10 protein-coding genes are annotated in these 11,604 nt (G+C 70.1%); 8 read left to right on the top strand and 2 right to left on the bottom strand.

Annotation, left to right across the window (positions count from 1 at the left end; all coding sequences use genetic code 11):
• The first annotated feature begins 7 nt into the window (after positions 1-7).
• Positions 8-1,759, top strand: a complete 1,752-nt coding sequence (locus NYZ98_RS03180; RefSeq protein WP_262840921.1) for a carbohydrate-binding module family 20 domain-containing protein — start codon at positions 8-10, stop codon at positions 1,757-1,759.
• A gap of 72 nt (positions 1,760-1,831) precedes the next feature.
• Here the strand turns inward: NYZ98_RS03180 and NYZ98_RS03175 are convergent, their stop codons facing one another.
• The gene (locus tag NYZ98_RS03175) at positions 1,832-2,779 is read right to left on the bottom strand and encodes an endonuclease/exonuclease/phosphatase family protein (protein ID WP_262840920.1); all 948 of its coding nucleotides are present in this window, start codon (positions 2,777-2,779) and stop codon (positions 1,832-1,834) included.
• A gap of 244 nt (positions 2,780-3,023) precedes the next feature.
• Here NYZ98_RS03175 and NYZ98_RS03170 point away from each other — a divergent pair, with 244 nt between their 5' ends.
• Complete coding sequence (locus tag NYZ98_RS03170; RefSeq protein ID WP_262840919.1) at positions 3,024-3,311, top strand: iron-sulfur cluster biosynthesis family protein; 288 nt, start codon at positions 3,024-3,026, stop codon at positions 3,309-3,311.
• A gap of 111 nt (positions 3,312-3,422) precedes the next feature.
• On the top strand, positions 3,423-3,998 hold the full coding sequence (locus NYZ98_RS03165; protein WP_262840918.1) for a peroxiredoxin: 576 nt from the start codon (positions 3,423-3,425) through the stop codon (positions 3,996-3,998).
• On the opposite strand, the gene NYZ98_RS03160 is transcribed toward NYZ98_RS03165, so the two are convergent.
• Complete coding sequence (locus tag NYZ98_RS03160) at positions 3,979-4,539, bottom strand: GNAT family N-acetyltransferase (protein WP_262840917.1); 561 nt, start codon at positions 4,537-4,539, stop codon at positions 3,979-3,981. The genes NYZ98_RS03165 and NYZ98_RS03160 overlap by 20 nt on opposite strands.
• A gap of 531 nt (positions 4,540-5,070) precedes the next feature.
• Here NYZ98_RS03160 and NYZ98_RS03155 point away from each other — a divergent pair.
• The 5 genes from NYZ98_RS03155 (at position 5,071) to NYZ98_RS03135 (ending at position 11,528) form a co-directional block, all read left to right on the top strand.
• Positions 5,071-6,114, top strand: a complete 1,044-nt coding sequence (locus tag NYZ98_RS03155) for a LacI family DNA-binding transcriptional regulator (RefSeq protein WP_262840916.1) — start codon at positions 5,071-5,073, stop codon at positions 6,112-6,114.
• Between the two features lie 291 nt (positions 6,115-6,405).
• A complete protein-coding gene (locus NYZ98_RS03150) occupies positions 6,406-7,785 on the top strand; it encodes an extracellular solute-binding protein (RefSeq protein ID WP_262840915.1) in 1,380 nt (459 codons plus the stop codon).
• Positions 7,786-7,854: 69 nt separating this feature from the next.
• A complete protein-coding gene (locus tag NYZ98_RS03145; RefSeq protein WP_262840914.1) occupies positions 7,855-8,772 on the top strand; it encodes a carbohydrate ABC transporter permease in 918 nt (305 codons plus the stop codon).
• A 129-nt stretch (positions 8,773-8,901) separates the two neighbouring features.
• Complete coding sequence (locus tag NYZ98_RS03140) at positions 8,902-9,783, top strand: carbohydrate ABC transporter permease (RefSeq protein ID WP_262840913.1); 882 nt, start codon at positions 8,902-8,904, stop codon at positions 9,781-9,783.
• A gap of 194 nt (positions 9,784-9,977) precedes the next feature.
• Positions 9,978-11,528: a glycoside hydrolase family 13 protein gene (locus NYZ98_RS03135; protein ID WP_262840912.1), complete on the top strand. Its 1,551-nt coding sequence runs from the start codon at positions 9,978-9,980 to the stop codon at positions 11,526-11,528.
• Positions 11,529-11,604: the final 76 nt, after the last annotated feature.

The following is an 11,604-nucleotide window of genomic DNA, read 5'->3' as shown; positions in this document are numbered from 1 at the left end:
GCCCCACGTGAGATCCTACAAATCCCGCCCCCTCACCCTGACCGCCGTGCTCACCTTCCTCGCGGCCCTGCTCGTCGTCCCCTTCACGACGGCGCCGGCGCAGGCCGCCCCGCCGGGCGCCAACGACGTGATCGCCAACCTGTTCATGTGGAACTGGCCCTCGGTCGCGTCCGAGTGCACCAACGTGCTCGGCCCGAACGGGTACGGCGGGGTGCAGGTGTCGCCCCCGCAGGACTCGGTGAAGCTGTCGGGCACCCACTCGTGGTGGGAGATCTACCAGCCCGCCGCCTACGACCTCACCAGCCGGATGGGGAGCCGCGCGCAGTTCTCCGCCATGGTCTCGGCCTGCCACGCGGCCGGGGTGAAGGTGTACGCCGACGCGGTGATCAACCACATGACCGGCCAGGGCGCCACGTCGTACGGGGGGCGGAGCATCTCCAAGTACGTCTACCCGGGGACGTACTCGGCGGCCGACTTCCACTACTACCCGGGCGCGTGCGGTAACTCCGACAACACCATCCACGACGGCGACTACGCCGGCAGCGCGAACAACGTGCAGCGGTGCGAGCTGGTGGGCCTGTCCGACCTGGACACCGGCGCGAGCTACGTGCGGTCGCGGATCGCCGCCTACCTCAACGACCTGAAGGGCCTCGGGGTCGACGGCTTCCGCGTGGACGCCGCCAAGCACGTCAATCCCGCCGACCTGTCGGCGATCTACGGCCAGCTCACCGGCTCCCCGTACCTCTTCCAGGAAGTGATCTACGGTGCCGGCGAGGCCGTGCAGCCGAGCCAGTACACCGGGCTGGGCGACGTGCTGGACTTCCAGTACGGGCGCTACCTGAAGCAGAAGTTCGAGGGGAACATCTCCGAGCTGCAGACCTTCGGCGCCTCGTGGGGTGGCATGCAGCCGAGCGACAGGGCCGTCGTCTTCGTGACCAACCATGACACCGAGCGCAACGGCTCCACCCTCACCTACAAGAGCGGCGCCACCTACAACCTGGCGAACATCTTCGAGCTCGCCTGGACCCACGGCACGCCGCAGATCTACGACGGCTTCACCTTCAGCGACAACGACGCCTCGCCGCCCTCGGACGGCAACGGGTACGTGACGGCGGCCGGCTGCTCGGGCGGGTGGACGTGCCTGCACCGCGACGCCGCGATCAACGGCATGGTCGGCTTCCACAACACCGTCAAGGGCACCTCGGTCGCCAACTGGACCGCCCCGAGCTCCAGCGTGATCGCGTTCAGCCGGGGCGCCAAGGGCTGGGTCGTGATCAACAACGGCGGCGGGTCGTACTCGGGCACGTTCACCACCGGCCTGCCGGCCGGCACCTACGCCAACCTGGTCGGCGGCGGGTCGGTGACCGTGGGCTCGGGCGGCACGGCGAGCGTCACCGTCCCGGCCAAGGGCGCGGTCGCCGTCCGCGTCGGCGTCACCGGCACCCCGACCCCCACCCCGACCGCGGGCACCGTCGCGACGTCGTTCAACGCCAACGTGACCACGTCGTGGGGCCAGAACGTGTTCGTGGTGGGCAATGTGCCCGCGCTGGGGAACTGGAGCCCCGCGAGCGCGGTGGCCCTGTCGTCGGCGACCTACCCGATCTGGCGGGCGACGGTGAGCCTGCCGGCGGGCACGGCGATCCAGTACAAGTACATCAAGAAGAACACCGACGGCTCGGTCACCTGGGAGAGCGACCCGAACCGGTCGTTCACCACCCCGTCAGGCGGCACGGCCACCCGCGACGACACCTGGCGCTGACCCCTGCGGCTCAGCCGACCCCCGCGGCGGGCGGGCTCACTCCGAGCCCGCCCGCCCAGGGCCGGGCACGGGTCAGAGGCGGAACCGGGCGACGACCGGGGCGTGGTCGGAGTCGGCGGCGTCGCGGCGGGCGCCCGGGTCCTCGGTCACCGACGGCAGGCCGTGGCCCACCACGGAACGGACCTCCTCGACGCGCTCGATCAGGGCGCGGCTGGCCAGGATGTGGTCGATGAGCTCGCCGCCGCCGTTGTGGACGCGGGAGTAGCGCTCGGCCTCGGGGATCAGGGTGGCGAGGTTCCACAGGCGCCACCCGTCGCCCCGGTCGGGGCGCAGCGCCCCGGCGGTGCCGAGCTCCGACCCGGGCGGGCCGAGGATGATCTGCGTGGTGGCGGCCAGCGGCTCGTCGTTGAAGTCGCCGAGCACGACCACCGGCCGTTCCTGGCCGTGCCCGCCGACCAGCCGGTCGGCGAGGCCGCGCAGCGTCGTCGCCTCCGCCGCCCGCCGGTACAGGGCGTAGGCGCCGTACCTGGCCCGCTCGCCCTCGTCGCGGGCCTGGAACCGGCCGCCGGGGAAGCTGAGCAGCTTGGACTTCAGGTGGCACACCGCGACGTCCAGCGGGGTGCCGGGGGTCGCCTCGACCCGGACCGCCAGCATGCCCCGGCTGGTCTGCGCGGTCGCCGGGCCGGTGTCGGCGCTCTGCACGGCGGCCAGCGGGGCGGTGAAGGCCGTGACGTCGGCCACGACGCTGACGGGCAGGCGGCTGAGCACGCCGACCCGGATCCCCCGCACGTCGGGGTGCTGCGACAGGGCGGTGTGCCACTCGCCCCCCAGCGCGGCCACCAGGTCGGCCAGCGCCTCGGGCCGGCCCACCTCCTGGACGCCGAGGACGTCGGGCCCGATCCCGGTGATCGTGGCGGCCATGGCCTCGATCTTCTTCTGGTAGGCCCCTTCGTCCCGGGGGCCGAACTCCCCGCCCGGCCTGTACAGGTTCTCCAGGTTCCACGTACCGACGACGACCATCGACCCTCCCGCGTGAGACGCGGAACCGGCGTCATCGGCGGTCCGCCGTTCCACTATGGCCATGCGTGCGGGGGTTGGCGATGCTTTTCCGGTATCAGGTAGGTGTTCCCCTCTCGGCCGGGCCGCTGGGGGTAAAGGGGTCCTTGCCGAGAATCAACCTGGGAGGACGGATGGCGTGGTTCGCCCACTTCAGGGCGGGCAAGGGCGGAGGTAGTGCAGCACCCGACCCTGGCGAGGAGACGCAATGCTCACGCTTACAGACACCGCCGCCAAGGTGATCCGCGACCTCAACACCCAGATGGGCGAGCCCACCGACAAGGGCATCCGCATCTCGTCGCAGGACGACGACGCGGGCTCGCTGATGCTGTCGGTCGCGGACGGCCCCGAGACCAGCGACAAGGTGGTCGAGAGCGAGGGGGCCAAGGTCTACCTGGACCCCGTGGCCGCCACCGTCCTGGACGACAAGGCGCTCGACGCCGACATCGACGACCAGGGGGGCATCTCGTTCCACGTGGAGGACCAGCCGATCTGACCACCCGGCCCGGCGCACGTGGAGGGCCGCCCACGCGGCCCGGCGCACATCGAAGGGCGGCGGCGGGATCCCCGGCGGGCTCGCCTCGCGGGGGGTCGCTAGGGTGCGGTCATGAGCCATGACCCGACCGTCCTGCCGCCCGGTCTGCCGGTCCCCGTGGACGACGGCGCGTGCGCGGGCCTGCCCGGGACGGCGATGCCGCCGGTCGCCCTGGCCGCGAGCGGGGGCGGCACCGTCCGGGTCGACCGCACGCCCGAGGGGGCGGACCGGCTGGTGATCTACGCCTACCCTCGGACCGCGCGCCCCGGCGAGGACCCTCTGGTGCCGGACTGGGACCTGATCCCGGGGGCCAGGGGCTGCACGCCCGAGGCGTGCGGCTTCCGTGACAACGCGGCCGGGCTGCGGGCGGCCGGCGCCGCGGTCATCGGCCTGTCCACGCAGGACACGGCCTACCAGCGGGAGGCCGCCGAGCGGCTCCATCTGCCGTTCCCGCTGGTCAGCGATGCCGGCCACGTGCTGACCGACGCGCTCGGCCTGCCGACACTCGACGTCGCCGGGGAGCGCCTGCTGCGGCGCTTCACCTTGGTCGTCCGCGACGGCGTGATCGAGCACTGCTTCTACCCGGTGTTCCCGCCCGACCGGCACGCGGAGGAGGTCCTCGCCTGGCTCAGGGCGACGACCAGGTGAGCAGTTCGAGGGTCCTGCCCTTCTCCTCGGTGGTGGCGGGCGGGGTGTCGGTGAGCCGGAAGCCGGCCGCCCGCGCGACCCGCACGCTGGACTCGTTCTCCCGCTCGATCTCCAGGTAGACCCGCGCCAGTCCCGCGGTCGTGAGGGCGTAGTCGGCCAGCACCCGCACGGCGCGGACCGCGAGGCGTCGCCCCCGGTGCGCGGCGCCGACCGCGTACCCGAGGGCGGCGGCGGACCCGTCGCGCAGGTCGCGGCTGAGCAGCACCTCGCCCTTGGCCTCGCCCCCGTCGGTGGTGATCGCCAGGTGGAGCCGCTGGTCCGCCGCGAGGGAGCGGCGGGCCCTTTCGAGGTACGCGCGCGCGGCGGCCAGGTCGAACGGGGTCGCCAGCGGGGTCCAGTAGGCGACGTCGGGATCGTCGAACAGCCCGGCCATCACCGGGAGGTCGTCGTCGGTCCACTCCCGCAGGACCAGGCCGTGACCGCTCAGCACGAGCCCGGAGGGGAAGCGGGGACGCGTGTCGTGGCCGTGCTCGGTGGTCATGGGGAGCCCTCTCGGTGCCGGGGACCGTTCGAGCACAGATTGCCAGATCGTCCCGGCCCCGGGTGGGACGGGTCGCCGAGCCCTCGGAGGAGGAGTGGCCCTCCTCCGAGGGCGTCGGCTCCGGACCCGTCCAGGTGGGTCCGGAGTACTTGGGACGCCGGGGTTAGGGCGCTCGGGGACAGGTGCGTCCTCCTGTCCCCGAGTACCCGGTCCTCGTGACGACCGCCCAGGCGGGTGGCCTGCCGGTCTTCCTCATCAGCCGGACCCCTTCCGCGTGGCGCGCAGAGCCGGACGCCTCGCGGTCAGGGTCGGGTGGACCATCGCTTGCCCGGCGGAACTGCCCACACCATAAGATGACGAACAGATAACCGCAATGTTTGGACGGAAACATGCAATGTCACGACATGATTACGGTATTTTCTCGACCCTGACCGGGCGAAACGCTCCCACGGCGCCCTGCCAGGGCTATCCGCAGCGTACGAACCGACCCAACGCAAACCGTTTGCACCTGTTTGACGTATATTTGCGACCGTGACAAGTGAGATTGCCTCCTCCCGCTCGACGACGCGCCGGCTCGCGGAGGTCGCGAAGAAGGTCGGGGTCAGCGAGGCCACGGTCAGCCGCGTGCTCAACGGAAAGCCGGGCGTCTCCGACGCGACCCGTGCCGCCGTGCTGACCGCGCTCGACGTGCTCGGCTACGAGCGCCCGACCCAGCTGCGCGGCGAGCGGGCCCGCCTGGTCGGGCTGGTCCTGCCCGAACTCGGCAACCCGATCTTCCCGGCGCTCGCCGAGGTGGTCGGCGGGGCCCTGGCCCAGCGCGGCTTCACGCCGGTGCTGTGCACGCGGACCGCCGGCGGGCTGTCGGAGTCGGACTACGTCGAGATGCTGCTGGAACAGCAGGTCTCCGGCATGGTCTTCGCCGGCGGGCACTACATGGAGGCCGACGCGCCCCACGAGCACTACTTCCGCCTGCTGGAGCTGCGCCTGCCCGCCGTACTGGTCAACGCCGCGATCAGCGAGCTGAGCTTCCCCTGCCTGGCCACCGACGACGTGGTGGCGGTGGAGCAGGCCTTCGGCCACCTGACCTCGCTCGGCCACACCCGCATCGGCATGGTCCTCGGCCCGGAGGACCACATCCCCTCGCGGCGCAAGCAGGACGCCTTCGAGGCCGAGGCCCGCCGGGCCGGCCTGGACTCGGGGCCCGACACCATCGAGCGGAGCCTGTTCTCCCTGGAAGGCGGCCAGGCCGTCGCGACCCGGCTGGTCAAGAACGGGATCACCGGCATCATCTGCGCCAGCGACGTGCTCGCGCTCGGGGTCCTGCGGGCCGTGCGCCGCCTCGGCATGTCGGTGCCCGAGGACATCTCGGTGGTCGGGTACGACGACTCCTCGTTCATGAACTGCACCAACCCCCCGCTCACCACCGTGCGCCAGCCCATAGAGGCGATCGGCAGGACGGCCGTCACGTTGCTCGTGAACCAGATCGACGGCGGCTCGGTCACGGCCGAGGAGCTCCTGTTCGAGCCGGAACTCGTCGTGCGCGGCTCCACCGGACCGGTCAGGATGCGCGACTAGTCCAGGTCAACGGCTACATTGGCCCGTCCGGAGACTTCACCGCCCCCGTCAGGACGCCCCGGCGGCCGGTGGTGGAGCCCCTGCTCCGGACGGCGATCCTCCATGCCACCTCCCCCGCGTGACGTCGAGGTCACATCCCCATACCGACCGGCGCACTGTCACTTTTTTGCATCATGCACGACGGACTCTTGCTGACATATGTCTATCTCTATATGTTGCTCCCAACCGGTTCGCGAAGCTGTACCAGATCTTGAGCCTCGTAGTCGGGGGCAGTCCAGGAGGGAAACATCCATGAAACCCCGCAACCTTGCGATCCTGCTCAGCGCAGGTCTCGCGCTCGCCGCCGCCGGATGCGGCAGTGGCGCCGGCAGCACCCCTGACGCCACCAAGTCGTCGCAGGGCTCCGCGGCTCCGGCGAACGCTCCGGTGTCGATCTCCGTCGGCTGCCAGCCGCCGAAGAGCAACCCCAAGGAGCGGAGCGAGTGGGACGCCGACGTCGCGTCCTTCCAGAAGCTCCACCCGAACATCACCATCGTGAGCAAGGACGCCTTCCCCTGCATCGTCCCCGAGACGTTCCAGGCCAAGCTCGCCGGTGGCGAGATGGAAGACATGTTCTACGTCTACTACACCGACGTCCGGAAGATCATCGCCTCCGGCCAGGCTGCCGACATATCGCCGTACATCAACAGCGTGACCACGCTCAAGGACATGCGCCCCGACGTCCTCAGCATCTTCAAGGACGGCGACAAGGTCTACGGCCTCCCGAGGACCAACTACTCCACGGGCCTCGTGTACAACCGCAAGCTGTTCACCCAGGCCGGCCTGAACCCCGACGCCCCGCCCACGACCTGGGCCGACGTGCAGGCAGCGGCCAAGAAGATCGCCGCCCTCGGCCCCGGCTACGTCGGGTACGGCGAGTACAGCGCCGGCAACACCGGCGGCTGGCACTTCACCTCCGCCCTCTACGGGCGCGGCGGCTCGATGGTGAGCGACGACGGCAAGACGGCCGCCTTCAACAGCCCCGAGGGCAAGGCCGTCCTTGAGAACCTCAAGACGATGCGCTGGACCGACAACAGCATGGGCACCAAGCAGCTCCACCGCTGGGAGGACCTCATGCGGATGATGGGCAGCGGCAAGCTCGGCATGATGATCGGCGCCCCGGACGTCGTCCAGGCCGTCAACAACGACTTCAAGGGCAAGTTCGACGACTACGGCGTGGCCGGGCTGCCGGAGGCCAAGTTCTCCCTCAGCGGCGGCGACGGCTACATGTTCAACCCCAAGGCCAGCCCCGAGCAGATCAAGGCCGGTCTGCTGTGGCTGGAGTACCGCTTCCTGACCCCCGCCCAGGGCCAGTTCAACTACGAGCGGGCCAAGGCCGACGGCCTGCCGGTGGGCCTGCCCACCACCGACCTGTACGGCACCACGGCGCCGGGCGTGAAGATGAACGACACGCGCAAGCAGTTCGCCACCGTCCCGGTCGAGCACTTCCAGTCCTACGTGGACGCCGCCGCGAACGTCCAGTTCAAGCTGGAGCCGCCGAAGGCCCAGGAGCTGTACGCGATCCTGGACACGGCGATGTCCGCGGTGCTGACCAGGCAGGACGCCAACATCGACCAGCTCCTGTCCGACGCTGAGAAGAAGGCCAACAACGTGCTGGCCAAGTCCAGCTGATCTGAAGCCCGGGGTGCCGGCCGGTCGGCCGGCACCCCGCCGGTCACGCCGAGATCAGGAGTTCAACCGATGACAACAATGACCGCGAGAGGACCGCAGCGGCGCGCCCCGGGGGCGGTGCGGCGCGGTCTACGCCGCAATCTCACGGCGTACGGCTTCCTCTGCGGGGCGCTGATCTGCTTCGCCTTCTTCTCCTGGTACCCGATGGTCCGGGAGTTCCTGCTCAGCTTCCAGAAGACGAACTTCGTCGGACCGCCCGAGTACGTCGGCCTGGACAACTTCCAGACGGTGATCGAGGACTCGGCGTTCGCGCCGGCCTGGATCAACACCGCGATGTTCTCCGGGCTCGCCCTGATCGTCGGGTACGCCGTGCCGTTCGTCGCGGCCATCGTGCTCAACGAGCTGCGGCACGCCAGGGCCTACCTCAGGTTCGTCGTCTACCTTCCCGTGATGCTGCCGCCGGCCGTCGCGGTCCTGCTGTTCAAGTGGTTCTACGACCCGGGCGCCGGCCTGTTCAACCAGATACTCGGCCTGGCCCACCTGCCCGCGCTGAGCTGGCTGGACTCCACCAGCACCGCGCTGATCTCGCTGGTCATCGTCTCGACCTGGATGAACCTCGGCACCGGCACGCTGATCTACCTGGCGGCGCTGCAGAGCATTCCGAGCGAGCTGTACGAGGCCGCGGAACTGGACGGCGCGGGCCTGTTCAAACGGGTGTGGCACGTCACCATCCCGCAGACCAAGCTGATCCTGCTGGTGATGCTGCTGCTCCAGATCGTCGCCACGATGCAGGTGTTCATCGAGCCGTACCTGCTCACCGGCGGCGGCCCGGAGAACGCGACGGTCACCGTCGCCTACCTGATGTACCAGTACGCCTTCAGCTTCGGGAACTTCGGCGGCGGCGGCGCGCTCGGCCTGATGCTCATGCTCGTGCTCATGGTGTTCTCCGCCGTCTACCTGCGTGTCTCGCGGGACAACCAGATCTAGGAGGGAGTGGCGCCGATGTCGCACAGCACCGTTGAATCCTCGAGCCGGCCGAGCCGCCCCGTTCGCCCCGCTCCCCCGCCGTCCCCCGGGCACGGCAAGACGCGGCGATCCCGCGCCCCGAAGAAGAAGATGGAACGCCAGTTCCGCGGCCTGGTCTCGCCGCACACGCTGAACACCCGGCGCGGGCGGACCATCTACTGGATCGTCCTGGTGACCGTGGTCGTGGGCTTCACCGCGATCTTCGTGTTCCCGCTGTACTGGATGGTCACCGGGGCGCTGAAGTCGTCGGAGGAACTCGCGACGATCCCGCCGTCGTTCTTCCCCACCTCCATCGACTGGAGCGTGTACGCCGAGGCGTGGGACCAGCTCGACCTCGGGCTGTTCCTGCGGAACACCGTCATCTACGCCGTCGGCGCGTGGCTGTTCACGCTCGCCATCGACGTGACGGCGGCCTACGCGCTGTCGAAGCTGCGGCCGATGTTCGGCAAGCTGATCCTCGCCCTGATGCTGGCCACGCTGATGATCCCGCCGATGGTGATCCTGCTGCCCGCCTACCTGACGGTCAAGGACCTGCCGATCCTCGGCTGGAACCTGCTCAACACCCCCTGGGCCATCTGGCTGCCCGCCGCCGCGAACGGGTTCTACATCTTCCTGCTCAAGCGGTTCTTCGACTCCATCCCCCGGGAGCTGCTGGAGGCCGCCGAGATCGACGGCGCCACCCCGTTCCGGATCCTGTGGTCGATCGTGCTGCCGGTGTCGCGCCCCATCATCGGCGTGGTGTCCATCCTGTCGGTCGTGACCGTATGGAAGGACTTCGTCTGGCCGCTGCTCGTGCTGCCGGACAGCGACAAGATGTCGATCAGCGTGGGCATCTCCTCGCTGTCGGCCCAGATGCCGCAGAACGTGCTGATGGCGGCGCTGGTCATCGCGAGCATCCCCGCGATCGTGGTGTTCTTCATCTTCCAGCGGAGCATCATGGCCGGCCTCACCGCCGGAAGCCTCAAGGGGTGACCCCCGGGCGCGCCGCGCACCGCAGCCACGCCGGCCTCCGGTCGACGGCGCCCGCCCCGAACCGAGAACACGCCGGCCCCACAGGAAACGGCGCCCGCTCTACACCAAGCCGCTCGCGCCGTACCGCAGCGGCCCGGGCCGTCCATCGAAACGGCGCGAGCCGCACACCGAATCTGTAAGGGAGAGACTCCAGCATGTCCGAAACGTGGTGGCGGGGAGCCGCGATCTACCAGGTCTACCTGCGAAGCTTCGCCGACGGCAACGGCGACGGCATCGGTGACCTGGCTGGACTGCGGTCACGTCTGCCCTATCTCTCCGATCTCGGTGTCGACGCGATCTGGCTCAACCCCTGGTACCCCTCCCCCATGGCGGACGGCGGCTACGACGTCGCCGACTACCGTGACATCGAGCCGTCCTTCGGCACGCTGGCCGAGGCGGAGAAGTTCATCCAGGAAGCGCACGCGCTGGGGATCAGGACGATCATCGACATCGTCCCGAACCACGGCTCCGACCAGCAGAAATGGTTCCTGGACGCGCTCGCGGCAGGCCCCGGCTCCGCCGAGCGGGAGCGGTTCTGGTTCGCCGAGGGTAACGGCGACCTGCCGCCGAACGACTGGAAGTCCATCTTCGGCGGCCCGGCCTGGACCCGCGTCCCCGACGGCCAGTGGTACCTCCACCTGTTCGCCCCCGAGCAGCCCGACTTCAACTGGAACAACCCCGAGGTCGTCGAGGAGTTCCACGACGTCCTGCGGTTCTGGTTCGACCGGGGCGTGGACGGCATCCGCATCGACTCCGCGGCCCTGCTGATCAAGGACTTCGACAGCGAGGAGGAGTCCTACACCGACCACGACGGCGTCCACACGATCTACCAGGGCTGGCGGCAGATCTCCGACGAGTACGGGGAGCGCATCCTCATCGGCGAGGTCTGGCTGCCCGACCAGGAGCGTTTCGCGCTCTACCTGCGCCCCAACGAGATGCACACGGCGTTCAACTTCGACTTCATGGCGCGCCGCTGGGAGGCCGCCGAGCTTCGCGCGTCGATCGACCTGACGCTGGCCACGCACGTCCCGATCGGCGCCCCGCCGACCTGGGTGCTGTCCAACCACGACGTCCCGCGCCCGGTGACCAAGTACGGCAGGGCGGTGACCTCCTTCGACCACGCCGAGCGCAACGACGGCATGCCGTCCGACCTGGTGCTCGGCGAGCGCAGGGCCAGGGCCGCCGCGCTGATGGCGATGGCGCTGCCCGGCAGCCTGTACGTGTACCAGGGCGAGGAGCTCGGCCTGCCCGAGGTCGACGACATCCCCGACGAGCTGCGCCAGGACCCGATGTGGACCCGGTCCAAGCACACCGTCCCCGGCCGGGACGGCTGCCGCGTGCCGCTTCCCTGGTCGGGGCAGGAACCGCCGTTCGGATACAGCACCGGTGAGCCTTGGCTGCCGCAGCCCGCGTCGTGGAAGGGCCTCACCGCCGAGGCCCAGACAGCCGACGAGTCCTCCATGCTGTCGCTGTACAAGGCGGGGCTGCGGATCCGCAGGGCCGAGCTCGGCGACGGCTCGCTGCGGTGGCTGGACTCGCCCGAGGGCGTGCTCGCGTTCGCCCGGGAGTCCGGGCTCGCGTGCGTCGCCAACTTCAACCCCGACGCCGTCGAGCTGCCGCCCCACGAGGGCGTGCTGCTCGCCAGCGGCCCCCTGGAGGGGAACCTGCTCCCCTCCGACACCGCGGTCTGGCTGCGCACCGGCTGACACCGCACGGCCCCCGCCCCGGCCCATCGCCCCTCGGCGGTCCAGGCCCCTTGATGGTCCCCCTTTGACGGGGTAC

It is taken from the genome of Sphaerisporangium corydalis (genome assembly GCF_025506355.1).
In the GTDB taxonomy this organism is placed as follows: Bacteria; Actinomycetota; Actinomycetes; order Streptosporangiales; family Streptosporangiaceae; genus Sphaerisporangium; species Sphaerisporangium corydalis.
The sequence above is the reverse complement of the archived record's forward strand: the minus strand, read 5'-3'. Positions and strand labels throughout refer to the sequence as shown.

Excerpts from the sequence above, each read along its gene's own strand:
- NYZ98_RS03175 (WP_262840920.1), bottom strand. The coding sequence starts at position 2,779 with ATGGTCGTCGTCGGTACGTGGAACCTGGAGAACCTGTACAGGCCGGGC.
- NYZ98_RS03170 (WP_262840919.1), top strand. The coding sequence starts at position 3,024 with ATGCTCACGCTTACAGACACCGCCGCCAAGGTGATCCGCGACCTCAAC.
- NYZ98_RS03165 (WP_262840918.1), top strand. The coding sequence starts at position 3,423 with ATGAGCCATGACCCGACCGTCCTGCCGCCCGGTCTGCCGGTCCCCGTG.
- NYZ98_RS03160 (WP_262840917.1), bottom strand. The coding sequence starts at position 4,539 with ATGACCACCGAGCACGGCCACGACACGCGTCCCCGCTTCCCCTCCGGG.
- NYZ98_RS03150 (WP_262840915.1), top strand. The coding sequence starts at position 6,406 with ATGAAACCCCGCAACCTTGCGATCCTGCTCAGCGCAGGTCTCGCGCTC.
- NYZ98_RS03145 (WP_262840914.1), top strand. The coding sequence starts at position 7,855 with ATGACAACAATGACCGCGAGAGGACCGCAGCGGCGCGCCCCGGGGGCG.
- NYZ98_RS03140 (WP_262840913.1), top strand. The coding sequence starts at position 8,902 with ATGGAACGCCAGTTCCGCGGCCTGGTCTCGCCGCACACGCTGAACACC.
- NYZ98_RS03135 (WP_262840912.1), top strand. The coding sequence starts at position 9,978 with ATGTCCGAAACGTGGTGGCGGGGAGCCGCGATCTACCAGGTCTACCTG.